Genomic DNA, 25020 nt, shown 5'->3' with positions numbered 1-25020 from the left:
TGCGTGCGTTGCGGAGAATGAGCGCGCAACCTCGCTGCAGCTGCGAACGGAAGAGTGGCGATCAGGCTTGCCGACGCACCAGACCGAGCCGCGCCTTGACCTCGGCGACCTTGGCGCGGCTGACCGGGACGCGCGGCTTCGACGGACCATCGAGCTCGATGATCGCGCCCTCGCCCTCCTTGCCGACGAAGGTCACGTGCTCGATCGCGACGATGTGGCTGCGATGCACGCGGATGAAGCGGCCGGGGTCGAGCTGCGCCTCGGCCTCGGAGATCGACCAGGGACACATGCGTTCGCGGGTGCCGTCGTGCACCCTTGTATAGTGCGCATCGGCACGGACGCTGCGCACCTCGCCGGCATCGATGAAATGGGTTCCGTTGGCGCCCTCCAACGGCAGCCGCGCTGCGGTCACGCGCGGCGGCTGGCCGATGCCGCCGAGCGGAGCTGCGGTGACACGGCCCGGCGCAGCGATCTCGACGGCCGGCTCGACAGCGATCGGCGTCGCTACCGGCTCCGGCGCCAACTGCGGCGCGGCCTCGGCAAGGGCCGGCGTCGGCCCCAATTGTCGGCGCGGGTCCGGCACCAGCGACAGCAGGAAACCCGCGGCGATGACGAAGCACAGCACGGCGACGACGATCGCGAGCACTTGCTGCGACGCAGCAAGTCCGGTTGCGGCATGATGATGTGCTTCGCCGTCCGGCACGACATGCATCCCCAGCATCGCCGTATAGTGCATGCCGGAAACGGCGATGCCGAACGCGACCGCGCTGATGGCGAGCCGCAGCCCATCCTGGCGCGCCAGGAAGATGCGCAGGCCGCCATAGGCGGCGATGATCGCGATCGCGACCGACAGCGCCACCAGCGCAGGATCATGCGTCAGCCCGAAACGTCCCGACAGCCCGTGCATGCCGACATAATGCATGCTGGCGATACCGGCACCGAGCAGCAGCGCCGAGGGAATGAGGCGCGTTGGACTGGGATCGCCAATGCTGACGAAGAACAGCGAGACGCCGACGACGAGCGCGCAGATCAGGAACGAGATGACGGTCGGCAGCACCAGATAGACGGCGTCGGCCGGCAGCGGCGCCGCCATCATGCCCACGAAATGCATGGTCCAGATGCCCACGGCCAGAATGCCTGCGGCGCCGGACAACAGCACGCGCGCATCAGCTCCCGGCCCGCTGCGGATGCGCGCGGTGAGACTGAAACCGGTATAGCCACCCAGGCTCGCGATCACGACCGAGAGCGCGACGAGATAAGGATCGTATCCTTCGATCATCCTTGTCGGCTTGCCCGTCGCCACGGGCAAGCCTCCTCCCGCCGGCGATTTTACAGGCGTGGCGAGGAGAATGACAACACAAGGAGCGGAGCTTGAGCGGGCGTGGTGTCGCTGGCGTGAGGGAAAGCGGCGGCGTGTGCGAGAGAGCTCTGCGTTTGGAGTGTTGCGAGCGCGCCTGCCGCCACAATGGCACTGCACCCTCTCCCCTTGTGGGAGAGGGTGGCATGATCGAGCGAAGCTCGCTCATGTCGGGTGAGGGGTCTGTCTCCGCGGATGCAGACCCCTCACCCGGCGCGCATTTCGCTACGCTCAATGCCCGCCACCCTCTCCCACAGGGGGAGAGGGTGCACCGAGTTCGCGGCTGACACCGCGATCCGACAACCGTCGACGCGCCTCAAATGATCCCCGCCGCCACCTGGCCGCGCAGCCGCTCCAGGCTGAGCAAGGTCTCGGCGCAGGCCTCCGCCACCTCGACACCCTTGGTGGAGAAATGCTTGCGGAAGAAGTCGAAATGCGCCTGCGTCTCGTGGAATTGCTGCGGCGTCAGCACGGCGGAGAACACCGGCACCTCGGTGCGCAGCTGCACGTCCATCAGCGCCTTGATGACGGTGTCGGCGACGAACTCGTGGCGATAGATGCCGCCGTCGACGACGAGCCCGGCCGCGACGATCGCGGTGTAGCGCCGCGTCTTGGCGAGCAGCTGCGCATGCAGCGGGATCTCGAACGAGCCCGGCACCTCGAAGATGTCGACACGGTCGCGCGGGATGTGCCGCGCCTCGATCTCGTCGAGAAACGCGATACGGCATTCGGCGACGACATCGCGATGCCAGGCCGATTGCACGAAGGCGACGCGCTGCGGCTTGGCGAAGTGCGGATGCGAGCGCGCCGGCGGCGACGCCTCGGGCGGACTCGTCGTGGGGAGCCTGTCCGGCGGCGGCGAGCCGTCGGCTGCGGTGGGGTCGATTGTGGCGGTGTCGATGGAAGTGTCTTGCAACATCTGATTCATGGTTGTCCTCGTCAGAGACCAGAATCAGGGCATACGGAACGACGACGCCCCCGCGCTGAATTGCGCGGGGTGCCGGGACCCGTTCTCTTTCATCCGGACTGTGACCGTCGGCTTCGGAGTCGCACCGAATCTGCTGACCCTTCTCCATTTGGTGCGATCCGGGGAACAGGATTTCCCGAATCACGCCGCAGAGAGAAGGCGCTCGCGGGCTCGCGCCTCGACAGAGAACGCTTACCGCCGGTGGGGAATTCCACCCCGCCCTGAGAACATGAGCCGCCCGGATGGACGGCCCAAATCAACTATGCAGGGGGTCTTGGAGCCCGACAAGCCCTGACGTCGGCGATCCGCGAGGGGCCGCCATGCGGTCACGGCGCAGCCGCCTGGACGGTTTGCGCGCCCTCCCGCCGCGGATCGGCGCCGTTCGCCGCCGTCCGATTCCGTTTTGTTCTCTTTTGCCAATGATTCCACAGGCGGACAGGAGTTGTGGACGAAACGGTGTTTGGCTGTGGACGGACTCACCCCCCCGTTGCGCGGATTCCGCAAATCACATCAGTTTGTCCTCGCACGCCCCGGGGCACCTCCGGGACTGCAGCCGGGTCTCGAAGCGCCGACAGGGCGCGGGCCGGGTCGCCGCGTATGTACCAACGAGATCAAGAAGACGAGGTCGAGACGGCATGTCCCTGCTCGAAAGCACTATCGATTCCGGAGATCATCCATTGAGCGTGGTCGAGAATATCGCTTCCGACAACAACTGGATGTTCGAGCGCTCCGGCGAGGACGAGATCACGATCGCCTCCAAGGGCCAGTGGACCGACTACCAGCTCTCCTTCACCTGGATGCCGGAGATCGAGGCGCTGCATCTGGCCTGCGCCTTCGACATGAAGATTCCGGAAGCGCGCCGCGCCGAGGTGCAGCGGCTGATCGGCGCCATCAACGAGCAGCTATGGCTCGGCCATTTCGACATCTGGACCCACACCGGCATGGTGATGCACCGCCAGGCGCTGGTGCTGCCGGGCGGCATCACCGCCTCGGGGCCGCAATGCGAGAGCATGCTGGCCGGCGCCATCCACGCCTGCGAGCGCTATTTTCCGGCCTTCCAGTTCGTGGTCTGGGCCGGCAAATCGACCCAGGACGCCATGGCGGCGGCGCTGTTCGACACCGAGGGCGAGGCGTAAGCGCCCAAGGCCTCCCCTCGTCATGCGCGGGCTTGACCCGCGCATCCATCTCACATCTAAGAGCCCCTCCCCAATATTGATGGATGGCCGGGTCAAGCCCGGCCATGACGACGGTCGGGTGGTGGCGCAATGACTTCCGTTTCCGAACTCCAGACCCTTACCGGCACCATCGTGCTGGCCGGCGCCGGCAAGATGGGCGGCGCGATGCTGACCGGCTGGCTCGCCGGCGGGCTGGACCCGGCGCGCGTCGTCGTGATCGAGCCGATGCCGTCGGCCGAGATCGCGGCGCTGGCGGCCGGGGGCGTCCGCCTCAACCCGTCCGAGGCCGCGCCGGCCGGGACGGTCGTCGTCGCCGTCAAGCCGCAGATGTTCCGCGAGGTCGGGCCGGCCCTGAAGCCGTGGGTGGGTGATTCCACGCTGGTGCTGTCGATCATGGCCGGCACGCCGATCGCGGCGCTGCAGGACGTCGTGGGCGGCGCGGTGGTGCGGGCGATGCCGAACACGCCCGCGGCGATCGGCCGCGGCATCACCGTGGCGGTGCCCGCCGCCAATGTGAGCGCCACGCAGCGCGCGCTGACCGACGCGCTGCTGCGCGCCACCGGCGCGGTGGAATGGGTCGATGACGAGGCGCTGATGGACGCGGTGACCGCCGTGTCCGGCTCCGGCCCCGCCTACGTGTTCCTGCTGGCCGAGGAGCTCGCCCGCGCCGGCATCGCCGCCGGCCTGCCCGAGGCGCTGGCGACCAAGCTCGCGCGCGACACCGTCTCGGGCGCCGGCGAATTGCTGCATCGCTCGGAGCTGTCGTCGGCGACCCTGCGCCAGAACGTCACCTCGCCCGGCGGCACCACGGCGGCGGCGCTGGCGGTGCTGATGGGCGATGACGGCTTTCAGCCGCTGCTGACGCGGGCGGTTGCGGCGGCCACGGCACGGTCGAAGGAATTGGCGAAGTAGTTTCTCTCGTCATTGCGAGCGAAGCGAAGCAATCCAGAGTCGCGCGCGGGGCTCTGGATTGCTTCGTCGCTTCGCTCCTCGCAATGACGGCGAGACGCGCAGCTACGGCACCGCGAACCGCTTCTTGAACTGCGCGACATTGATCAGGCCGCGGCCGTGGCGGCCGTCGCCGATCTTCACGTCGCCATGATAGGCCTCGACGCTGAAGCGGATGACGCGGCGCTCGACCTCGATCACTTCGGCGACGGTGCGGATGGTGGCGCCGACCGGCGACGCCGCGAGGTGGCGCACATTGACCTCGGTGCCGACCGTGACCCAGCCCGGCGGCAGCACCGGGTTGATCGCATCGCCGGACGTCATCTCCATTTCCAGGATCATCATCGGCGTCGCATAGACCATGGGCATATGAGGAACAAAATGCCCAACCGTGCGCTCCGGCGGCACCACCAGCAGGCGCTCGGCGCGCATGCCGGGCTTGATGATCTCACGTGCGTCCATCGACTGCTCCGAACTCCCCTGTCGTCCCGGACAAGCTGCGCCGCGCGACAGCGCGGCGTAGCGCAGATCCGGGACCCATATGTGGACGGCCCCCGTGGCACAAGAGCGGTGTTGAGGTTCGATCGGATCGCTTGCATCCATATGTCCGGCCTTTGGATGTGGCCTGTTGGGCCGCTGGCCAAGATGGTTTCCGCGACACGGGTTCCAAACACGCCAGCGACCTTGTTCGGCCAATGGGTCCCACGGATTTGCCCGCATCTCGGTTCGATCGATCGCACCATCTCCTCTGCTCTTGCAGCTCCGGTTCGGCCGGTGGGATCGCCCTCCGGTCGGCCGAATCCTTTTGTTTGTTACGCGGCGGCCGCTACGGGGGCCTTCGCCAGGCCAGCCAGTCGTGCGCCATCAAAGGTCTCTCCCGTGGTCATCAGCTTCCACGCGATGCGGGCGATCTTGTTGGCGAGCGCCACCGCGGCAAGCTTGGCCGATTTGCGCTTCAACAGCTCAATGAGCCAGCCCGGCCCTTGCCCCTTCGCCTTTGCCACTTTGATGACCGAGGTCGCGCCCACCACGAGCAGCTGGCGCAATCGCTCGTCACCGGCGCGCGTGATCTTGCCGAGCCGGGTCTTTCCGCCGGTCGAATGGTCCCTCGGCGTGAGGCCCATCCAGGCTGCGAACAGCCGGCCAGAACGAAAGGCGTGCGGATCTGGCGCCTTCATCACCAGCGCTGCGGCGGTGACCGGGCCCACTCCCGGGATCTGTGCCAGACGCCGGCTCATGGCATTGGCGCGGTGCCAAGCCAGAAGCTTGGCCTCGATCGTCTTCAATTCCTCCTGCACCCAGGCGTATTCACGAGCCTGCATCGCAAACAGCTCACGCGCCATCTCCGGTACGCTGTCATCCTGTTCGATCCTGGTCAGCAACGAGGCGAGCTTGTCGAGCCCTCTGGCCTCGGTCAAACCGAACTCAGCCGCGTAACCACGGATCATGTTGCTCAGCTGGGTGCGACGGGTCACCAGCTGCTCACGGATGCCCAGCAGCATCAAGGCGGCCTGCTGCTCCGCCGTCTTGACCGGCACATAACGCATCCGCGGCCGGCTCGATGCCTCGCACAGCCCCTCTGCGTCTCGCCCGTCGTTCTTGTTGCGCTCGACATAGGGCTTCACCAACTGCGGCGCGATCAGCTTGGCCGTGTGACCCAGCTTGCCAAGCTCGCGCGCCAGGTGGTGCGCGGCCCCGCACGCTTCCATCACCACCACCGTCGGCGGCAATTTGGCAAAGAAATCCAGCATCACCTTGCGCGTGAGCCGCTTGCGCAACACCACACGCTCCGATCCATCCACCCCATGCAGTTGAAAAATATACTTCGACGTATCCAGCCCAATGCGGATAATCTGGCTCACGGACGGCTCCCAAGTATGAGACTTCGACAACCTCATTCTGGCACAACTGATGCCGTAGGGGGCCGTCCACACCATCACGCCGCGGCGGTCGTGATGGGCAAAAGGCCAATGACCAGCCTGCCTCAAACTGCTCCCTGGGGTTATGGGTCCCTGCGTTCGCAGGGACGACAGCGGTGTTTGTCGAGACAGACGTTATGGCTTCGCTTCGCCGGGACGACCAGCTACTTCTTCTGCTCAGCCGCGCGCTCGACGAAGGTCTTGCCGCCCTTCATCTTGTGCGCCAGCGGCGCCTCGTTGATCTGGATCACGACCGCCTCCGGATCGACGCCGAGATGCGTCACCAAAGCCTGGGTGATGTCGCGCATCATGTTGGCCTTCTGCTCGTCGGTGCGGCCGGCGGCCATGCTCACGGTGATCTCGGGCATTCGTTTCCCTTCCCTTATCGAAATTACTTTCGCCACTCGGCGCACTGCACCCTCTCCCCCTGTGGGAGAGGGTGGATCGCCGACGCGGAAGCGGCGGCGAGCCGGGTGAGGGGTCTGCATCCGCGGAGAGAGACCCCTCACCCGGTTTCTCACTTCGTGAGAAACCACCCTCTCCCACATCGCGACGATCGCTTTGCGATCGCGCTGGGGAGAGGGTGCACTTCCCCCGACTACCCCCAGCTCACGTCATGGCGCGCGAGCACCTCGCGCACGCCGGCGATGAGCTCGTCCTCCTTGCAGGAGAACTGCGCGGGGCGGCTCTCGCGCCATTCCTGGTTGGAGGCGATCGCGGCGGCCGCCTTGGCGCCCTCGATCAGGTCCTTGATCTGCACCTCGCCGCGCGCCTTCTCGTCCGAGCCCTGGATGATGACGCAGGGCGCGTTGCGGCGATCGGCATATTTGAGCTGATTGCCCATGTTCTTCGGGTTGCCGAGGTAGAGCTCGGCACGGATGCCGTGATTGCGCAGGGTCGCGACCATCTTCTGATAGTCGACGACGCGGTCGCGGTCGAACACGGTGACGACGACAGGCCCGAACGCCGGCTTCGTATCGAGCTTGCCGAGCATCGTCAGCGCGGCCTGCAGACGCGACACGCCGATGGAGAAGCCGGTCGCCGGCACCGGCTCGCCGCGGAAGCGCGAGACGAGGCCGTCATAGCGCCCGCCGCCGCCGACCGAGCCGAACACCACCGGCTGCCCCTTTTCGTTGGGAATCTCTGCGAGCAGCTGCGCCTCGAACACTGGCCCCGTGTAGTATTCGAGGCCGCGCACCACGGACGGATCGACCATGATCTGGCTGTGATAGCCGGCGGCATCGACCAGACGTGCGATCTCGACGAGCTCATTCAAACCGTCGATTGCAAGCTTCGAGTCGGCAAAGGTTTCGCGCAGCATGTCGACGATGCGGCGCGCGACGTCGTACTCATTGTGCTTGCGATCGGGGTCGTCGGCGAGGCGCTGCTGGACATCCTTGTCGCCGGCATAGGCGAGCAGCGGCGGCGCGACCAGCGCGCGCGCATTGACGAAGGTCTCGATCTTCTTGATCTGCGCATCGTCGAGACCAGCGCCCTTGGTGAAATCACCGCTGTCGTCCTTGCGGCCGGCACCAAGCAGCTCACGCACGCCGCGCTCGCCGAGACGGTCGAGCTTGTCGATCGCGCGCAACACGATCAATCGGCGGCCAAAATTCTCGTCGCCGCCAAGCCCTATCGACTCCATGACGCCGTCGAGCACCTTGCGGTTGTTGACCTTGATGGCGTAGTCGCCCCGGGCAATCCCCAGCGCCTCCATCGTATCGGCTGCCATCATGCACATCTCGGCATCCGCTGCCGGCGATGCGGAGCCGACCGTGTCGGCGTCGAACTGCATGAACTGGCGGAAGCGGCCGGGGCCGGGCTTCTCGTTGCGGAACACATAGCCCGAACGGTAGCTGCGATACGGCAGCACCAGGCCATCGGTGCCATATCTTTCGCCGACATAGCGCGCCAGCGGCGCGGTGAGGTCGTAGCGCAGCGAGATCCACTGCTCGTCATCGTCCTGGAACGAGAACACGCCTTCGTTCGGACGATCCTGGTCGGGCAGGAACTTGCCGAGCGCGTCGGTGTATTCGAACGCCGGCGTCTCCACCGGCTCGAAGCCGTAGCGCTCATAGACGGCGCGGATCTTCTCGACCATCTCGCGCGTGGCTGCGATCGCGGCCGGGCCGCGATCCTCGAGCCCGCGCGGCAGCCGCGCCTTCAGCTTCTGGGGTTTTTTGGGTTTGTCGGACATGACGGGTTGGTAGCAGCCGGAGCGAGGTGCGGCAACCCGCGGGGGCGGCACCCGCCCGTTCACAGGTTGGCGCGAGCATCGCCAATGGGAACGCATGCTCGCGCCTCCCATGCGGTGTTCTCCCTCTCCCGCTTGCGGGGGAGGGCTGGGGTGGGGGCGCCTCAGCGGCAGTCGTCGTGGGGCTCCCCCACCCCGACCCTCCCCCGCAAGCGGGAGAGGGGGCGCACCATCAGCGCGGCGACGGCTCGGCTCTCATGGGTAGGCGCGAAAGATGGGCAGGCGCGAAAGTTCGCCTCCCCTACTTCACATCGCGGATCCACTGATGCGGATCGGGGCTGCGGCCGTACTGGATGTCGACCAGCTGCTTGCGCAGGCCCATCGCGACCGGGCCGGCCTCGCCGCCATTGATCAGGACGTCGCCGCTGGCCGAACGCACCTTGCCGATCGGCGAGATGACGGCGGCGGTGCCGCAGGCGAACGCCTCCTTGAGCCGGCCGCTCTTGGCGTCAGCGCGCCACTGGTCGATCGCATAGGCCTCCTCGCGCACCTCCTTGCCGGCATCGCGCGCCAGCGCGATGATCGAATCACGGGTGATGCCCGGCAGGATGGTGCCGAGCGGCGGCGTCGACAGTGAGCCGTCGTCGAACACGAAGAACACGTTCATGCCGCCGAGCTCCTCGACATAGCGGCGCTCGATCGCATCGAGGAACACGACCTGGTCGCAGCCATGCTCGATCGCCTCGGCCTGCGCCCTGAGGCTTGCCGCATAATTGCCGCCGCACTTGACGCCGCCGGTGCCGCCGACCGCGGCGCGCGTATAGTTCTCCGACACCCAGATCGAGACCGGCGCAGGGCCGCCCTTGAAATAGGAGCCGACCGGCGAGGCGATGACCGCGAAGATGTATTCCGCCGACGGCTTCACGCCGAGGAACACCTCGTTGGCGATCATGAACGGGCGCAGATACAGGCTGCCCTCGCCGCCCGGGATCCAGGCGCGATCGATGCGGACCAGCTGCTCGACCGCCTCGATGAAGACGGCGTGCGGCAGCGGCGCCATCGCCATGCGTTCGGCCGAGTTCCAGAAGCGCTTGGCATTGGCGTCGGGACGGAACAGATTCACGCCGCCGTCGTCGCGCTTGTAGGCCTTGAGCCCCTCGAAGATCTCCTGCGCGTAGTGCAGGACGGCCGCAGCCGGATCGAGCGGAAAGTTGGCGCGGGACTCGACGCGCGCCGCATGCCAGCCCTTCTCCTGGTTGTACTGGACCACAGCCATGTGATCGGTGAAGACCCGGCCGAAGCCTGGGTTGGCGAGCTTGGCGGCGCGCTCCTGGTCGGGGGTCGGATTGGTCGTCGGCTTGATATCGAATGTCACAGTCATGTCCTTGCTTCCCCCGCTGCAATCGCCATTCGCGAGTTCTGGTGCCGACCCGTCGGTTCGGCCCGGTCGGCTTCTTGAACTTTCGGACCTGCCATGACCAGCCCGGAGGGGCCGGTCGCCGTGCAAGCCTGTCACGAGGACATGCTTTTGCGCCCGGCGGAAGTCCAGTATGGTTTGCCGAAATGCCGCTCGACAATCACACGGTCGTTAGATGCACGGCCTCATCTGCCCGTTCGGGTTGCTTACGGCCCGCTCAGACACGTCCCGAGACCTTCGCCCGCCAATGAAACGATCTAAAATTTCGTGGCCGGCGATTGTTTTGTAACATTGAACCGCAGAAACGTCAATATGGCTGACATAAATTTCTCGTCTCCGGTATTGAGCCCCGAGCTGCGGGCGTCAGAGGCCCATTCGGCTGCCGACGCGCAGCCGCTGCGCTGGGACATCATCGAACTCTTGTTCTTCGCCTATCGCGACTTCGTCGGCGATGCCGACCATGAGCTGGAGGCGTTCGGCTTCGGCCGTGCGCATCACCGCGTGATGCATTTCGTCACCCGCTATCCGGGCCTCAAGGTCGCCGATCTCCTGGACGTGCTGCGCATCACCAAGCAGTCGCTGGGACGCGTGCTGAAGCAGCTGCTCGACGAGGACTACATCGTGCAGAAGACCGGCAACAACGATCGCCGCCAGCGCCTTCTTTTCGCCACGCCAAAGGGCGAGGCGCTGGTGGCGAAGCTGGCCGGGCTGCAGACCAGGCGCATCGACCGCGCGCTGGAGCAGGTCGGTCCGGCCGGCGCCGAGAAGGTCCGCCAGTTCCTGCGCGCGATGATCGATCGCGATGACCCCGACAAGGTGCTGGAAGCCATTTTCAGGACGCCCCAGGCCAGCACGAATTCGACCGCCGCAAAGGAGTGACCGTGTCGATTGCCGCCATCGCCACCCGCCCGCCGCAGACGCCGGCCGACGACGCGCCGCATCTGCTGCTCGTCGACGACGACCGCCGCATCCGCGATCTCTTGTCGCGCTTCCTGCGCGGCGAAGGCTATCGCGTCACGACGGCGGCGAGCGCGAGCGATGCCCGCGCCAAGCTCACCGGCCTGCATTTCGATCTGCTGATCCTCGACGTGATGATGCCGGGCGAGAGCGGCTTCGATCTCGCCCGCTTCATCCGCACCCAGTCTTCCGTGCCGATCGTGATGCTGACCGCGCGCGCCGAGCCGGACAGCCGCATCGAAGGCCTGCAGCTCGGCGCCGACGACTACGTCGCCAAGCCTTTCGAACCAAGAGAACTCGCGCTGCGAATCGGCAACATCCTCAAGCGCGCGGCGCCGCCGCCGGCCGAGGAGGTCATCGAGCAGATCACCTTCGGGCCGTTCGTCTATCATCTGTCGCGCGGCGAGCTGAAGCAGGGCGAGGAGATCGTCCACCTCACCGACCGCGAGCGCGAGATGCTGCGCATCCTCGCCAATGCCCGCGGTGAGACCGTGCCGCGCGGCGCGCTGACCGGCAACGGCACCGTCAACGAGCGCGCCGTCGACGTGCAGATCAACCGCCTGCGCCGCAAGCTGGAGAGCGATCCGGCCAATCCGCTGTTCCTGCAGGCGGTGCGCGGCATCGGCTACCGGCTGATGACGTCGGGTTGAATGGCGGCGGATGACATGTGGGCCCACTCAGAAATTATAAGCGTCTCTTGCGGGGACGATGGTGCTCACCCTCCGTTGAAGGCCGTGGCAGGCGACGCTCTGGCCGCACGATCGGTGCACCCTCTCACCTTGTGGGAGAGGGTGGCGGGCATGAGCGCAGCGAAATGCACGCCGGGTGAGGGGTTCTTTCCGCGGAGGCAGACCCCTCACCCGGCTCGAACTCGCTGCCGCTCGTTCGATCCACCCTCTCCCACAAGGGGAGAGGGTGCACCGAGCTCGCCGCGCGCGATCGTGAAACAACTAACAACTCTTCACGCATGAGCACGCTCGACACCGGCCTCACCCTGATCCGTACCGCGTCGCGGCGCGTGTCGCGCGTCAACAGCGTGGTCGGCAACGCCTTCAAGGGCTGGATGCCGACCGGTCTCTACGCGCGCGCGCTGCTGATCATGATCGTGCCGATGGTGATCCTGCAGACCGTGGTCGCCGGCGTGTTCATGGAGCGGCACTGGAACACGGTGACGCGGCGACTGTCCGCCGCGGTGGTCCAGGACGTCGCGGCGCTGATCGACATCTACAAGGGCTATCCGCAGGACAAGGACCGCACCATGCTGCGTCGTATCGCGCAGCAGCGGCTCAACCTCGTGGTCGACTTCCTGCCCGCCGGCGACATGCCGCCGCCCGGGCCCAAACCGTTCTTCAACCTGCTCGACCAGTCGCTGTCCGGCCAGATCGGCCGCCAGATCAGCCGCCCGTTCTGGATCGACACCGTTGGCCGCTCCAATCTGGTCGAGATCCGCATTGCGCTCGACGACGCCGTGATGCGCGTGTTCGCGCAGCGCGGCGCCGCCTATGCGTCGAACACCGACATCTTCCTGTTCTGGATGGTGGGGACGTCGTCGATCCTGCTGATCGTCTCGGTGCTGTTCCTGCGCAACCAGATCAAGCCGATCCTGCGGCTGGCGGATGCCGCTGAGAGCTTCGGCAAGGGCCGCGAGGCGCCGAACTTCCGGCCGCGCGGCGCGCGCGAGGTCCGGCGCGCGGCGCAAGCGTTCCTGGAGATGAAGGCGCGCATCGAGCGCGCGATGGAGCAGCGCACCGCGATGCTGGCCGGCGTCAGCCACGACCTGCGCACCATCCTCACGCGCTTCAAGCTGGAGCTGGCGCTGCTCGGCGACAGCCCCGAGATCGACGCGATGCGCAAGGACGTCGACGAGATGTCGCACATGCTGGAGGATTATCTGGCGTTCGCGCGCGGCGACGGCGGCGAGATCGCGCAGCCGACCGATATCTCAAACGCGCTGGAGGATCTGCGCAGCGACGCTGAGCGCAACGGCCATTCTGCGACGGTGTCGTTCCATGGCCTGCCGGTGGTCACCGTGAAACCGCAGGCGCTGAAGCGCTGCCTCGGCAACCTCGTTTCCAACGCGGCGCGCCATGCCGACGCGATCGCCATCACCGGCCATCGCGATCACCGCTACCTCACCGTCACCGTCGACGATGACGGTCCGGGCATTCCTGCCGCCATGCGCGAGGAGGTGTTCAAGCCGTTCCTGCGCCTCGACGATGCGCGCAACCAGGACGAGGGCGGCACTGGCCTCGGCCTCGCGATCGCGCGCGACATCGCCCGCTCCCACGGCGGCGACATCACCCTCGGCGACGCCCCGATGGGCGGGCTGCGCGCGACGGTAAGGATCCCGGTGTAGGGCGAAGCTGTCGCGATGAGATGGCGGTGCAATGAACTCGTATCTTACTTGCTTCGTAAATTCACGGGCGCCTCGACCACCTACTGCTTCGCGCCGGGGATCAGGTTCTTCAGCTTGTCCATGTCCTTGATATTCATCTTCATGCCGCCGGGCATGACGATGTCGCCGGGCTTCTGATCAGCCTTGCAGGCGCCGAGCCATTTGGCCTCGATGGTCATGGCCGTGTCCTTGCCGGCCGGCCCCGTCATGCCGCCCTGGATGTGGGATGTCGTCTTGACCGTGTAGGCGGAGTTGAAATCGCCGGTGATCTCGGCATGCGCCGTCGTGTTCATGCCGCCGAAATTGCAGACGGAATCGCTGACGTAGCCGGTCGCCGTCTTCTGGACGTCCTGCTTGGAGCAGGCCTGCTTGGCCATCGGCGAGGCCATGTTGTTCATGTCCTTGTCGGTGCTCTCGTCGGTGCAGTGCTGCATGGTCATTTCCGGCAGCTGCCCGCCGGACCTGACCATCTTCAATTCCCACAGCCCGGCTTTGCGCACCGGCAGGTCGACGGCACGGGCCTGCTGGCTCGCGGTCACGCTCAAGAGGCAGCAGGCAAACAGCCCAGTGGCAATGCGTGTGCAGGTCATGTGTCCCGTTCCGGATCGTTCGTCGATATCGGAGCGATGCCGTCGAAAGATGGCAATTAGTAGAGCGTCCGCAACGGCCGCTGCGCCGAGCCATAGGGCACCCAGCGGCAGGCGAACGAGACGTAGCCGCCGTAACGCGCATCGACCGCGAGGAATTTCGCGACCTTGCCATAGGAGGCGCAGTGATCGACCGCGAGCTGGCGCGCATCCGTGGTCTGGGCCAGGGGATAGGCGATGATCCCGCCGGTGTCGTTGCCCTTGAAGGCCGGCACGACGTCGGCCCGGGCCGGCGCGACAGCCAGCAGCCCCGCCACGGCAATCAGGCCGGCCGTCTTCACGAATCGGGCCTTCGCGAACCCGTCCTTCAACATCCGCATTGCATTCTCCTTGCGCTGGCGCGCCATCCTAAAGGTCCTGTCCCGCCAAGAAAAGAACACCGGCCTCGGGTTAACAGGACTAATCGTGGAGTGTTGCCGCGTTGCACTTGACCTCCCGTGGCAGTCGCGGCACGGTCCACGCTCCCGGATCAGACTTGCGGACGGCACATGCGCGACTTCAGCACACATTTCAAGACGTTCGGTGCCGCCTGCGGCGCGCTGCTCGCGGCCATGATCGTGACGGCCCCGGCTCACGCCGCCAACCCGCTCGAGATGAACTTCTGGCTGTCGGGTCCGAAATATGAAGGCCGGGTGGCCCCCTGCGAGGCGGCAATTCCGACCATCGTGTCGCGGTTCCAGGACAAGGAGAGCACCTTCTGGAATTCGTCGCTGACGATCACCGGCGTCGCCAACGTCCGTGAGATCGCTTTCCGGCCCTGGCAGTCCGACAACATTCCGCGCCGCTTCTGCACCGGCAGCGTGATGGTCAGCGACGGCAAGGTGCGCACGGTCAACTATTCGATCATCGAGGATGGCGGCTTTGCCGGCTATGACCAGGGCGTCGAGTTCTGCGTCGTCGGCCTCGATCGCAACTGGGCCTTCAATCCGGCCTGCCGCGCCGCCAAGCCCTGAGATTCGCTATCCAGGCTTTCTGATCGGCTGCCTTCGGGCAGCCGTTTTTGTTCTTGAAATGTTCCGAAGGGCTGGTAGGTTCCTGGAATAGTCCGGGGAGTTCGCCATGTTCGATTGCCTTCGCCGACCTGCCGTCGTCGTCTCCACAACGATTGCCTGTTTTGCCCTGCTGCTCGGCGCGCTCGCCGCTGCGCCGGCGTCGGCCCAGGACGGCCGCCAGAACGCGCCGGGCGCGTTCGACTTCTACGTGCTGTCGCTGTCCTGGTCGCCGTCCTTCTGCGCCGAGGCCGAGGAGCGCGGCGGCCGCGGGAGCCGCTCGCAGCAATGCAGCGGACGGCCCTACTCCTTCGTCGTGCATGGGCTGTGGCCGCAATATGAGACCGGCTATCCCGAATATTGCGAGCAGCCGGCGCCGCGCCTGCCACGCAACATCATGACCTCGATGCTGGATCTCATGCCGGCGCCGGGCCTCATCTACAACGAGTGGGACAAGCACGGCACCTGCGCCGGCCTGCCCGCCAAGGCCTATTTCGAGACCATCCGCAAGGCCCGCGCCGCGATCAAGATCCCGCAGGAATTCCTCGATCTGGCACAGGCGAAGACGGTGTCGCCGGCTGCGGTCGAGGACGCCTTCATCAAGGCCAATCCCAAGCTGACGACGTCGGCGATCGCCGTCACCTGCAACCGCACCCGGCTGAGCGAGGTGCGGATCTGCCTGTCAAAGGATCTGGAATTCCGCAACTGCGACGAGATCGACCGCCAGGCCTGCCGGCGCGACGAGGTCAACATGCCGCCGGTGCGAGGCGGATAGCGGATCTCGCGAATCAGCGACTGCGGCGCGCCCGCGCCAGGAGCGGGGCGAGCGCTCCCCGTTGATATCGAGAGGGTACCCTTTTGACGCGGAACGGCGTAACTCGGGCGACATGAACTACCGACATGCCTTTCACGCCGGCGGCTTCGCCGACGTCATCAAGCACATCGTGCTGACGCGCATCCTGGTCTATCTGCAGGAGAAGCCGGCGGCGTTCCGGGTCATCGACACCCATGCCGGCGCCGGGCTCTATGATCTCACCGGCGACGAGGCAACGCGCAGCGGCGAATTCCTCACCGGCATCGCCCGCGTGCTGCAGGCGCGCTTTTCCGAGCAGGCCTATGCACTCTTGTCGCCATACCTCGACATCGTCAGATCGTTCAATCCGAAGGCCGAGCTCGTCACCTATCCCGGCTCGCCACTGATTGCCCGCGCACTGCTGCGGCCGCAGGACCGCATGACCCTGTGCGAGCTGGCACCCGTTCCACGCAAGCAGCTGATCGATGCGCTGCGCCGCGATACCCAGGCCCGCGTCGTCGATCTCGACGGCTGGGTCGCCCTGCCCGCCTTCGTGCCACCGAACGAGCGCCGCGGTGTCGTGCTGATCGATCCGGCCTTCGAGGCGAAGGATGAGTTCGAGCGCCTCGCCGAGCGCTTCGCGGCAGCCTTCGTCAAGTGGCCGACTGGTATCTACGTGCTGTGGTACCCCGCCAAGAGCCGGCGCGCGACCGAGGAGCTGGCGGACCGCGTCGCCGATCTCGCAGCTGCCGCCAAACCGCCGGGCAAGGTGCTGCGGCTCGAGTTCAGTGTTGCGCCGCAGATCGAAGGCGAGGCGCTGACCTCGACCGGACTGTTGATCGTCAACCCGCCCTGGACATTGCATGATGAGCTCAAGCTGATCCTGCAGGAGCTGCAGAGGCCGCTCGGCCAGGGCGGCGCCGCACGCTTCCGGCTCGAATTCCCCAAAGCTTGAGGTCGGTGTTAGTCGAAAAGCCATGGTCAATCGGCGCGGAACCGTATTACAGTGGTTGATTGTAAGACTGGCTTTACGTTCCGCTTCCGCGAATGGTTGCGGCGGGGTGATCAAGGCCTAACAAGATCCAGACGATCCGGCGTGGCGAGCGCTGGTCGTTAAGGTGGCCAACGCTTTCCGATCAAAGTGATGTCCGGTCGGACGCTGCGCAGGGCGCGCAGTGGAGGAAGCAATGCGGGGGAGGAGTTTCCCGATGGCCATGACTGGGACGGTCAAATTCTTCAATGGCGAGCGCGGCTACGGCTTCATCAAGCCGGATGACGGTGGACGCGACGTGTTCGTGCACATCACGGCGGTGGAGCGCGCAGGCCTGAAGGATCTGACAGAGGGACAGCGTATCAGCTTCGAGGTCGAGCCAGACAAGAAGGGCAAGGGTCCCAAAGCGGTGAACCTCGTTCTGTCGTCGTAGAGCAGGCCCGCCGGCGACGGCCGCGCCCACCGGCACGGCCGCCTGACGCGGGCGCCTCGCGCGGCCATTCAATCCTGTCCGTGAAGCTGCCGGCAGCGGCGCCGGCCCGGATGCGAGGCGTTGTCCCGCCTGGACCGCGCGCGCGTCCATGCGCGCCGTGCACGAGACAAAAAAATCCCGGCCGCGCGAGCGGCCGGGAGTCGTGGTATCGACGTTTCTTCTTCCTAGACCTTTTTTATTCCTGCTATCAGAAATGGAAGTTGATGCCTGCGCGCACCAATCCAAAGCGATAGTCGTTCTTCGCCCCCGTGATCACGAAATTGCTGCTGTCGAGATCGACATAGAGATACTCGATCTTGGCGGTCCAGTTCTGCGCCAGGCCGAACTCGGTGCCGACGCCGAGCGTCCAGCCGACCGTGGTGTGGGATTCCGACAAGCCGAAAGTCTCGGCGCGCAACGAGCCGAAGGCGAGACCGCCGGTGCCGTAGAACAGGATGTTGTTGAAGGCGTAGCCGGCGCGGCCGCGCAGGGTCCCGAACCAGGGGTTCGAGAACTTCCACGGCGCGAAGGTGTCATTGGCGCCGCTGAGGTTGATGTCGCCCTCGGCGCCGAACACCCACGGACCGGTCTGCCAGTTGTAGCCCGCGGTCACCCCGCCGATCAGGCCGGACGGCTTGGTCGGGTTGTTGCCGACCGTGCCCCATTCATAGCCCAGCGTGCCGCCGAGGTAGGGCCCCGCCCAGCTGTAGGCATTGAGCGGCTGGCTCACGGTATAGGGTGCGCGGGGCGCATAGTTGAGATCAGCCGCCTGCGCCGACACCGATCCCAAGACTACAGACCCGAAGACTGCAGACCCGAAGACTGCGGATCCCAAAGCCGCTCCCACGCCCGCGCCGACAACCAACCGTCTCATCGCACACTCCACGCAACTCGCCGTTCCCAGCCGGGGCATGCGCCGCACAACGTGGTGCGCGGGCCGGCATGGTTACGGAACTCCGTCTTTTTTCGTGAGCATTTATCGAGAGTTTTAGGTTAAGCCGTTGTTAAGCCCGGTTACCCGTCGATTAATGTGCTTAACGGCGCGTTACCGCCTGCCCTGTGCATGGCGCGACCGCAAGCTGGCGGGAGCGGCCTCCAGCGCTTAATTTGCGTGACATGACCACCGATAGCTCCGATCCACCCAAGGCGCCGGCGCCCGCAAGCCGGCGCGGCGTCACCGCCGACCTGCCACCCGACCCGATCGACGCCCCGGATCTCGATCCGGCAGCCGCGGCTGCCGACGAGGACGATGACGCACGCCTGCCGGAGCTGACCGAGGAGAGCCTGGAGACGGTCGGCGAAGGCCCGCTCGCGGTCGGCCATGCCGCCATCGAGAATGCCGTACGGCTCGCGCCGACCTCGCCCGGCGTCTACCGCATGCTCAATGCGGCCAGCGACGTGCTCTATGTCGGCAAGGCCAAGAACGTCAAAAAGCGCTTGTCGTCGTATGCCCGGGCCAATGCGCCGCTGCCGGCGCGCATCCTGCGCATGATCGCGGCGACCGTGAACGTCGAGATCATCTCCACCGGGACGGAGACCGAGGCGCTGCTGCTGGAAGCCAATCTCATCAAGCAGCTCAAGCCGCGCTTCAACGTGCAGCTGCGCGACGACAAGTCGTTCCCCTACATCCTCATCACCGGAGACCATTGGGCGCCGCAGATCCTCAAGCACCGCGGCGCGCAGTCGCGCCCCGGGCGCTATTTCGGTCCGTTCGCCTCGGCCGGCGCGGTCAACCGCACCATCACGGCACTGCAGCGCGCGTTCCTGATCCGCTCCTGCACCGATTCGTTCTTCGAGAGCCGCACCCGCCCCTGCCTGCTGCACCAGATCCGCCGCTGCGCCGGGCCCTGCACCCAGGAGATCGATTTCCCCGGCTATACCGAGCTGGTGCGCGAGGCCACCGACTTCCTGTCCGGACGCAGCCAAGCAGTGAAGGCGCTGCTGGCCACCGAGATGGAGACGGCGTCAGCCGAGCTCGAATTCGAGACCGCCGCCGTCTATCGCGACCGCCTCGCCGCGCTGTCGGCGATCTCGTCGCAGCAGGGCATCAACCCGCGCACGGTCGAGGAGGCCGACGTGTTCGCGATCCACCAGGAGGGCGGCTATTCCTGCGTCGAGGTGTTCTTCTTCCGCACCGGCCAGAACTGGGGCAACCGCGCCTATTTTCCGCGCGCGGAAAAGAGCTACCTGCCGGAAGAAGTGCTGTCCGCCTTCATCACGCAGTTCTACGACGACAAGCCACCGCCCAAGCTGGTCCTGCTGTCGCACGAGATCGACGAGGTCGAGCTGTTGTCCGAGGCGCTGTCGGTGAAGGCCGGCCACAAGGTCGAGGTCTCCACGCCGAAGCGCGGCGAGAAGAAGGACCTGGTGACGCATGCGCTGACCAACGCCCGCGAGGCGCTGGGGCGCAAGCTCGCGGACACCGCGACCCAGAGCCGGCTGCTGGAGGCGATGACCGCGACGCTCGCTCTGCCGCAGATCCCGAAGCGCATCGAGGTCTACGACAACAGCCACATCCAGGGCACCAACGCGGTCGGCGCGATGATCGTCGCCGGCCCCGATGGCTTCATGAAGAACCAGTACCGCAAGTTCAACATCAAGTCGGAGGGCCTGACGCCCGGCGACGACTACGCGATGATGAAGGAGGTGCTGCAGCGCCGGTTCAAGCGGCTGGTCTCACCGTCGGAGAAGGATAACGCGCGCGCCGCCAAGGAGGACGACGTGCCGCAATGGCCCGACCTCGTCATCATCGACGGCGGCCGCGGCCAGCTCAACGCCGTCCGCGAGATCTTCACCGAGCTCGGCGTCACCAACGTCGCGCTGATGTCGGTCGCCAAGGGCCCGGATCGCGACGCCGGCCGCGAGACGCTGTTCATCCCGGAGCGCGAGGCGATCAAGCTCGAGCCGCGCGACCCCGTGCTGTATTTCATCCAGCGCCTGCGCGACGAGGCGCATCGCTTCGTGATCGGCTCGCACCGCAAGCTGCGCAAGAAGGACATCCGCGAGGCCGGCCTGCAGGAGATCCCGGGCATCGGCCCGTCGCGCAAGCGCGCGCTGCTGCACCATTTCGGCACCTTGAAGGAAATCGAGCGCGCCTCGATCGCCGATCTCGGCAAGGTGCCCGGCGTCAGCGCGGAAAGCGCGCGGAAGATTTTTGAATACTTCCACAGCAACGCCGGCTGACAGAGTGCCCTCCTCCGTCCGCGCCAGCCGCTCAGAACGGCTTGACGACGACGAGAACGGCGATCGCCGTGGCGCCGCCTGCGATCAGCGGCGGCACATGAGAGAACCAGCGCGGCACCGCCGCGTCCGAGCGGGCAAGCCGCCGCAGCATCCCCGCCAGCACGCCGTGCAGCGCGGACAGCCCGACCACGATACCGAGCTTGACCGTCAGCCAAAGCGAGCCGAACCATGCGCCCTGCATGGCGAGCGCCAGGCCTGCGCCCCACACGATCAGCATGGCCGGCGTGGTGACCCGCCGGTCCCAGCGGCCGACGGTCTCGATCATTGCCGTGCCCCCTGCCGCGTCTGCCCTGGCCGCATGCGCAGCGATGGTCACCGCCGCGGCCAGCATCCCGCCGCTCCAGCACAGCACGGCCGCGACGTGCAGCGCCTTCAGCCAAACATAGATCATGGCGCGGCCAGCCGCGTCTCGCGTCGTGCCAGAACGCGGGCATTGACGAAGCCACCGAACGGCACGAGCGCGGCCACCGTCATCCGGATGATCTCCGCCCTCGGCCAGCCGCCACTGGTTGCGAGCTGGATCAGCATCCAGATGTAGGCCAGGAAAGCGAGGCCATGGATCGGCCCCATGATCCGGGTCGCGATGGCCAGGCCGGCAAAGTGCTTCAGCGGCACCGCCACCAGCACCAGCAGCAATAACGTGCTGCCTTCGATCAGCGAGAGGGCGCGCATCCGCCTCAGCTCCGCCAATTCCTCCGCCCGCTGGTGAGGGGTCATCATTCGACCTCCTTCAGCACCTTTTCGACCTGGGCGAGCCGCAGCTCGATCTGCCCGAGACTGCCCTTGAGGGCGGCGAGCAGCTCTGCACTCGTCTCCTGCGCCCGCACGGCCCTCTCGGTCAGGGCGCGATAGCTCTCCGCGGTCGCGACCTGCAGTCCGGCCTGACGGGCGGCTGCGAAATACTTCATCGCAAACACCAGGATGATGGTGACGAGCACGAGGATCGTCACCAGCAGGAAGATGGCGGCCTTGTCAGCCATGAGGGTCTCCTTCCGGTTTCATGGAGGGTCGAATGATGGTCAGCGTCTGCGCCGCCTCGGCGATCGAGGACGGCGTGAGCACGATGTCGAACGGAGCGACCTCGAAGTAGTTCAGCGCCTTGCCGTCGGCGGAGAGCTCCAGCCGGCTAGTGACGAGTCCCGCCTCTTCGAGCTTGCGGAGATGGAGGTGCAGCAGGGGCCGGCTGATGCCGAGCTCTCGCGCGAGCTGGCTGACATAGGTCCGCCCCTTGCTCTGAAGCGCCGCCAGCACCCGCAGCCGATGCGGGTTGGCCAGCGCCGCCAGCCTGTCCAGCAGTTGATCGCCCGTGTTCGGCACGCGCCGCACTCCACCTGTCAGACTTTTCTTACAGGTAGAGAGCGCCAGACGTCAATCATCTCAAACATATGTCATAAAAATATTTCACATGACGCTTCGGTTCGTGATCGACCCACACCGCGAGCTGCCACAGCAACGCAAATGAGCCGGTCGCCGGCTCACGCCTCAGCCCGCGGCTCCTCCTTCACCGCATCGGCGAACTTCCGCATCAGCCGCACCAGTTCGTCGATGTCACGGGCCTCCCAGGTTTCGAAGATGGCGCGGCCGATCCGCTCGCGGGCGGCATCGACGAGGTTGGTCATGGCCTTGCCCTTCGGCGTGATCACCGCCTCGCGCACCCGCCGGTCCGCGGCGCTGGACTGCCGTGCAACCAGCCCGAGGCTCTCGAGCTTGCCGACCTGCCGGCTGACGGTGGTGTAGTCGCGGCCGACTCGGTCGGCCATCTCCACCACGCCGATCGGGCCGAAGCGCTCGATTCCCACCAGCAGCGGAAACAGCGCGCGATCGAGCGCAATGCCGGCCTCCCTGATCAGCACCTCGTCGCGCTGCGGCCGGTTCATCACGGCGACGATGTCGAGCAGCGCCCCGTGCAGGACGCGGAGCTGGTCACTTATATGTGTATTTTGCACATTATTTCTTGCCGGCATTCGCGATCTCCGTATATATGTGCATTATACACATATAGTGAGGAGTACCACCATGAAAGCCGCTATCGTCCAGCAAACCGGGCAACCGCCGGTCTACGGCGATTTCGCCGACCCGATCGCTGCTCACGGTGAGCATCTGATCACCGTGACCGCCGCCGCGATCAGCCAGATCACCAAGGGCCGCGCCTCCGGCACGCATTACAGCTCCAGCGGCGCATTTCCCTTCGTGCCCGGGGTCGATGGCGTCGGCCGCTGCGAGAACGGCAGCCGGGTCTATTTCGTGCTTCCCAGGGCTCCTCATGGCGGCATGGCCGAACAGACGGTGGTACCTCGAGAGCGATGCCTCGCTTTGCCCGACGGCCTCGATGACGTCACCGCGGCAGCCATCGCCAATCCCGGCCTGTCGTCCTGGGCGGCGCTGCGCGAGCGCGCAAAACTCCAGGCCGGTGAAACTGTGCTGATCAATGGCGCCACCGGGACGGCTGGGCGGCTCGCGATCCAGATCGCCAAATATCTCGGCGCGGCCAAGGTGATCGCGACCGGGCGCAACGCCGAGACGCTGCAATCACTGACTGCGCTCGGCGCCGACGTCATCATACCCCTGGCGGGCGATGGCGACGCGCTGGAGGAACGCTTCAAGCCTCAATTCGCTGAGGGCGTCGACATCGTGCTCGACTACCTCTGGGGCGATAGCGCCGAGCGGCTGTTGATTGCAGCGGCCAAGGCGGGGGCGGAGGCGAGGCCGATCCGTTTCGTCCAGGTCGGTTCCGTCAGCGGCGGCGACATCACGCTGCCGAGCGCGGTTCTGCGCGCATCGGCCATCGAATTGATAGGCAGCGGCATCGGCAGCATCCCGCTCGAACGCCTGATCGCGGTCACCGGTGAGCTGTTGCAGGCGACCATCCCTGCGGGGCTCAAGATCGCGGTCGATCCCGTGCCGCTGCAAGACATCGAACAGGCCTGGCGCAGGGACGACAGTTCCAAGCGGATCGTGGTCACCATGGGGATTTGACTCGCTCAAGATCCCATACCGGTCAGGAAGACGATTTACCCGGATGAAATTATCGGCTAATATCATCCGGGTATTAATATGGAGATCGTCTGATGACCCCCGACCAGCGCAAGGCGGCTGTCGCCGCCTACAAGGAACGCAAGACCGCAGCCGGCATCTTCGCCGTGACCTGCGCCGCCACGGGCGAGCGCTGGATCGGCTACGCGCAGGACCTGAGCACCATCCAGAACCGCCTCTGGTTCACCCTGCGCCAGGGCGGCCACCGCCGCGGCGGGCTGCAGGCGGCCTGGACCGCACACGGTCCCGAGGCGTTCGGCCTCGAGGTGGTCGAGACACTGGACGAGGAGACCCTCGGCTACGTGCGCGACCGCGTGTTCATGGAGCGTCAGACCCATTGGTGCGCGGTTCACCAGGCTGAGGCGATTTGACGAAATGTGGGGCGGACGTTCGCTTCGCTGTCATTGCGTCGCAATAGGGTCGGCCGCCGAGCGCGTCGCCACGGACCGATCAGGAGACTGGCGCGACCGCCTCGGGTTGCTTAAGGAAGCGTAATCGCTCTCTTTGTCGTTGGCGGGAGAGTTCCTATCTCCGCAGGACTTCGTTGCGATTCGCGTCATATCTGCGTCATCCTGCCGGAGCGGTCGGCTCAAAGGTTGACGTTCGGACGGCGGCAGTATTGGTACACCGGATGAACATTGCGACCACACGCGTGCCCAGCAAGACGTCGACGTCCCTGCCGAACATCCTGACCTATACGCGCATCGCCGCGATACCGGTCGTGGTCGGCTGCATCTACGCCCAGTCCATCATGGACTATCCGCTGTGGCTGCGCTGGGTCGCGGTCGCCGTGTTCATCGCGGCCGGCGTCACCGACTACCTCGACGGCTATTACGCCCGCATCTGGAACCAGCAGTCGGCGTTCGGCCGCATGCTCGACCCGATCGCCGACAAGCTGCTGGTCGCCTCGTGCCTCTTGATGCTGGCGGCCGACAACAGCATCCATGGCTGGACCTTATGGGCCGCGATCGTGATCCTGTGCCGCGAGATCCTGGTCTCGGGTCTGCGCGAATATCTCGCCGCGCTGCGCGTCAGCGTGCCCGTGACAAAGGTCGCGAAATGGAAGACCACCATGCAGCTGGTCGCGATCGGCTTCCTGCTGGCGGGTGAAGCCGGCGACCTCATGGTGTCGGCGGTTTCCACTCAGGTTGGCCCGCTCGTTACCCAGATCGGATTGCTGCTGCTGTGGGCCTCGGCGATCTTCACGATCTATACCGGCTATGACTACTTCCGCGCCGGCATCCACCACCTCATCGAGGAAGACTCGCGATGAAGGTGAAGTATTTCGCCTGGGTGCGTGAACGCATCGGCAAGGCCGAGGAGAAGATCGAGCCGCCGGACAGCGTTCGCACGGTCGGCGAATTGATCGCCTGGCTGGCCGGGCGCGGCGAAGGTTACGCCTATGCGTTCGAGAAGCCGAAGGTGATCCGCGCGGCGATCGACCAGACCCACGTCCAGCCCGACGCCGCGATCTCAGGCGCCCGCGAGATCGCGTTCTTCCCGCCGATGACCGGCGGCTGAGC

29 protein-coding genes and 1 riboswitch are annotated in these 25020 nt (G+C 66.0%); of the genes, 14 read left to right on the top strand and 15 right to left on the bottom strand.

Annotated elements, in window-relative coordinates; genetic code table 11:
- Positions 1-61 precede the first annotated feature (61 nt).
- Both LQG66_RS30855 and LQG66_RS30850 read right to left on the bottom strand, forming a co-directional pair.
- Positions 62-1279: an MHYT domain-containing protein gene (locus LQG66_RS30855; protein ID WP_231328013.1), complete on the bottom strand. Its 1218-nt coding sequence runs from the start codon at positions 1277-1279 to the stop codon at positions 62-64.
- Between the two features lie 394 nt (positions 1280-1673).
- Complete coding sequence (locus tag LQG66_RS30850) at positions 1674-2285, bottom strand: 6,7-dimethyl-8-ribityllumazine synthase (RefSeq protein WP_231319592.1); 612 nt, start codon at positions 2283-2285, stop codon at positions 1674-1676.
- 77 nt (positions 2286-2362) lie between these two features.
- A riboswitch (FMN riboswitch) is annotated at positions 2363-2557 on the bottom strand.
- A 402-nt stretch (positions 2558-2959) separates the two neighbouring features.
- On the opposite strand from LQG66_RS30850, the gene LQG66_RS30845 reads away from it, so the two are divergent.
- Positions 2960-3460: a type III secretion system chaperone family protein gene (locus LQG66_RS30845; RefSeq protein ID WP_231319591.1), complete on the top strand. Its 501-nt coding sequence runs from the start codon at positions 2960-2962 to the stop codon at positions 3458-3460.
- 129 nt (positions 3461-3589) lie between these two features.
- Positions 3590-4411: a pyrroline-5-carboxylate reductase gene (proC, locus tag LQG66_RS30840; protein ID WP_231319590.1), complete on the top strand. Its 822-nt coding sequence runs from the start codon at positions 3590-3592 to the stop codon at positions 4409-4411.
- Positions 4412-4513: 102 nt separating this feature from the next.
- Here the strand turns inward: proC and LQG66_RS30835 are convergent, their stop codons facing one another.
- The 5 genes from LQG66_RS30835 to LQG66_RS30815 all read right to left on the bottom strand — a co-directional run bounded on the left by LQG66_RS30835 (position 4514) and on the right by LQG66_RS30815 (position 9941).
- Positions 4514-4909, bottom strand: coding sequence for a thioesterase family protein (locus LQG66_RS30835; RefSeq protein WP_231319589.1), 396 nt, complete (start codon positions 4907-4909; stop codon positions 4514-4516).
- A 350-nt stretch (positions 4910-5259) separates the two neighbouring features.
- Complete coding sequence (locus tag LQG66_RS30830) at positions 5260-6309, bottom strand: IS110 family RNA-guided transposase (RefSeq protein ID WP_231327954.1); 1050 nt, start codon at positions 6307-6309, stop codon at positions 5260-5262.
- Positions 6310-6530: 221 nt separating this feature from the next.
- Positions 6531-6734: a tautomerase family protein gene (locus tag LQG66_RS37480; protein ID WP_231319588.1), complete on the bottom strand. Its 204-nt coding sequence runs from the start codon at positions 6732-6734 to the stop codon at positions 6531-6533.
- Positions 6735-6964: 230 nt separating this feature from the next.
- Positions 6965-8467, bottom strand: a complete 1503-nt coding sequence (gene hisS / locus LQG66_RS30820) for a histidine--tRNA ligase (protein ID WP_425601366.1) — start codon at positions 8465-8467, stop codon at positions 6965-6967.
- A 394-nt stretch (positions 8468-8861) separates the two neighbouring features.
- The gene (locus LQG66_RS30815) at positions 8862-9941 is read right to left on the bottom strand and encodes a branched-chain amino acid aminotransferase (RefSeq protein WP_231319586.1); all 1080 of its coding nucleotides are present in this window, start codon (positions 9939-9941) and stop codon (positions 8862-8864) included.
- Between the two features lie 348 nt (positions 9942-10289).
- Here LQG66_RS30815 and LQG66_RS30810 point away from each other — a divergent pair, with 348 nt between their 5' ends.
- The 3 genes from LQG66_RS30810 (at position 10290) to LQG66_RS30800 (ending at position 13290) form a co-directional block, all read left to right on the top strand.
- On the top strand, positions 10290-10856 hold the full coding sequence (locus LQG66_RS30810; protein WP_231319585.1) for a MarR family winged helix-turn-helix transcriptional regulator: 567 nt from the start codon (positions 10290-10292) through the stop codon (positions 10854-10856).
- Complete coding sequence (locus LQG66_RS30805; RefSeq protein ID WP_231319584.1) at positions 10853-11584, top strand: response regulator; 732 nt, start codon at positions 10853-10855, stop codon at positions 11582-11584. The genes LQG66_RS30810 and LQG66_RS30805 overlap by 4 nt, the downstream gene beginning before the upstream one ends.
- 317 nt (positions 11585-11901) lie before the next feature.
- The gene (locus tag LQG66_RS30800) at positions 11902-13290 is read left to right on the top strand and encodes an ATP-binding protein (RefSeq protein WP_231319583.1); all 1389 of its coding nucleotides are present in this window, start codon (positions 11902-11904) and stop codon (positions 13288-13290) included.
- A gap of 80 nt (positions 13291-13370) precedes the next feature.
- Here LQG66_RS30800 and LQG66_RS30795 read toward each other — a convergent pair whose 3' ends face one another.
- Positions 13371-13919, bottom strand: a complete 549-nt coding sequence (locus LQG66_RS30795; RefSeq protein ID WP_231319582.1) for a DUF3617 domain-containing protein — start codon at positions 13917-13919, stop codon at positions 13371-13373.
- A gap of 56 nt (positions 13920-13975) precedes the next feature.
- Complete coding sequence (locus tag LQG66_RS30790) at positions 13976-14296, bottom strand: hypothetical protein (RefSeq protein WP_231319581.1); 321 nt, start codon at positions 14294-14296, stop codon at positions 13976-13978.
- A gap of 168 nt (positions 14297-14464) precedes the next feature.
- On the opposite strand from LQG66_RS30790, the gene LQG66_RS30785 reads away from it, so the two are divergent.
- The 4 genes from LQG66_RS30785 (at position 14465) to LQG66_RS30770 (ending at position 17182) form a co-directional block, all read left to right on the top strand.
- Positions 14465-14929 (top strand): hypothetical protein, encoded by a 465-nt coding sequence (locus tag LQG66_RS30785; RefSeq protein WP_231319580.1) that lies wholly within the window; start codon positions 14465-14467, stop codon positions 14927-14929.
- Between the two features lie 106 nt (positions 14930-15035).
- A complete protein-coding gene (locus LQG66_RS30780) occupies positions 15036-15740 on the top strand; it encodes a ribonuclease T2 family protein (protein WP_231319579.1) in 705 nt (234 codons plus the stop codon).
- Positions 15741-15852: 112 nt separating this feature from the next.
- Complete coding sequence (locus LQG66_RS30775) at positions 15853-16713, top strand: 23S rRNA (adenine(2030)-N(6))-methyltransferase RlmJ (protein ID WP_231319578.1); 861 nt, start codon at positions 15853-15855, stop codon at positions 16711-16713.
- A 253-nt stretch (positions 16714-16966) separates the two neighbouring features.
- Complete coding sequence (locus tag LQG66_RS30770) at positions 16967-17182, top strand: cold-shock protein (protein WP_006612991.1); 216 nt, start codon at positions 16967-16969, stop codon at positions 17180-17182.
- A gap of 247 nt (positions 17183-17429) precedes the next feature.
- Here LQG66_RS30770 and LQG66_RS30765 read toward each other — a convergent pair whose 3' ends face one another.
- Entirely contained in the window at positions 17430-18095 is a 666-nt protein-coding gene (locus LQG66_RS30765) for an outer membrane protein (RefSeq protein WP_231319577.1), read from the bottom strand.
- Between the two features lie 242 nt (positions 18096-18337).
- Between LQG66_RS30765 and uvrC the strand changes: the two genes are divergently transcribed.
- Complete coding sequence (uvrC, locus tag LQG66_RS30760; RefSeq protein WP_231319576.1) at positions 18338-20404, top strand: excinuclease ABC subunit UvrC; 2067 nt, start codon at positions 18338-18340, stop codon at positions 20402-20404.
- Positions 20405-20435: 31 nt separating this feature from the next.
- On the opposite strand, the gene LQG66_RS30755 is transcribed toward uvrC, so the two are convergent.
- The 5 genes from LQG66_RS30755 to LQG66_RS30735 form a co-directional block, all read right to left on the bottom strand.
- A complete protein-coding gene (locus tag LQG66_RS30755; RefSeq protein ID WP_231319575.1) occupies positions 20436-20855 on the bottom strand; it encodes a CopD family protein in 420 nt (139 codons plus the stop codon).
- Positions 20852-21184 carry a DUF3817 domain-containing protein gene (locus LQG66_RS30750; RefSeq protein ID WP_231319574.1) on the bottom strand — a complete coding sequence of 111 codons (333 nt, stop codon included), beginning with the start codon at positions 21182-21184 and terminating at the stop codon, positions 20852-20854. The genes LQG66_RS30755 and LQG66_RS30750 overlap by 4 nt, the downstream gene beginning before the upstream one ends.
- Complete coding sequence (locus LQG66_RS30745; RefSeq protein WP_231319573.1) at positions 21181-21444, bottom strand: hypothetical protein; 264 nt, start codon at positions 21442-21444, stop codon at positions 21181-21183. The genes LQG66_RS30750 and LQG66_RS30745 overlap by 4 nt, the downstream gene beginning before the upstream one ends.
- Complete coding sequence (locus tag LQG66_RS30740; protein WP_231319572.1) at positions 21437-21781, bottom strand: ArsR/SmtB family transcription factor; 345 nt, start codon at positions 21779-21781, stop codon at positions 21437-21439. Before LQG66_RS30740 ends, LQG66_RS30745 begins: the two co-directional genes overlap by 8 nt.
- 158 nt (positions 21782-21939) lie before the next feature.
- The gene (locus LQG66_RS30735; RefSeq protein ID WP_231319571.1) at positions 21940-22428 is read right to left on the bottom strand and encodes a MarR family winged helix-turn-helix transcriptional regulator; all 489 of its coding nucleotides are present in this window, start codon (positions 22426-22428) and stop codon (positions 21940-21942) included.
- 52 nt (positions 22429-22480) lie between these two features.
- Here LQG66_RS30735 and LQG66_RS30730 point away from each other — a divergent pair, with 52 nt between their 5' ends.
- The 4 genes from LQG66_RS30730 (at position 22481) to moaD (ending at position 25018) form a co-directional block, all read left to right on the top strand.
- Positions 22481-23440: a quinone oxidoreductase family protein gene (locus LQG66_RS30730; RefSeq protein WP_231319570.1), complete on the top strand. Its 960-nt coding sequence runs from the start codon at positions 22481-22483 to the stop codon at positions 23438-23440.
- 92 nt (positions 23441-23532) lie between these two features.
- Positions 23533-23868, top strand: coding sequence for a GIY-YIG nuclease family protein (locus LQG66_RS30725; protein WP_231319569.1), 336 nt, complete (start codon positions 23533-23535; stop codon positions 23866-23868).
- A 260-nt stretch (positions 23869-24128) separates the two neighbouring features.
- Complete coding sequence (pgsA, locus tag LQG66_RS30720; RefSeq protein ID WP_231319568.1) at positions 24129-24770, top strand: CDP-diacylglycerol--glycerol-3-phosphate 3-phosphatidyltransferase; 642 nt, start codon at positions 24129-24131, stop codon at positions 24768-24770.
- Entirely contained in the window at positions 24767-25018 is a 252-nt protein-coding gene (gene moaD, locus LQG66_RS30715; protein ID WP_231319567.1) for a molybdopterin converting factor subunit 1, read from the top strand. The genes pgsA and moaD overlap by 4 nt, the downstream gene beginning before the upstream one ends.
- The last annotated feature ends 2 nt before the right edge of the window (positions 25019-25020 follow it).

This window comes from Bradyrhizobium ontarionense, from assembly GCF_021088345.1.
GTDB classification, from domain to species: Bacteria; Pseudomonadota; Alphaproteobacteria; order Rhizobiales; family Xanthobacteraceae; genus Bradyrhizobium; species Bradyrhizobium ontarionense.
This window is presented reverse-complemented; position numbering and strand designations above follow the sequence as displayed.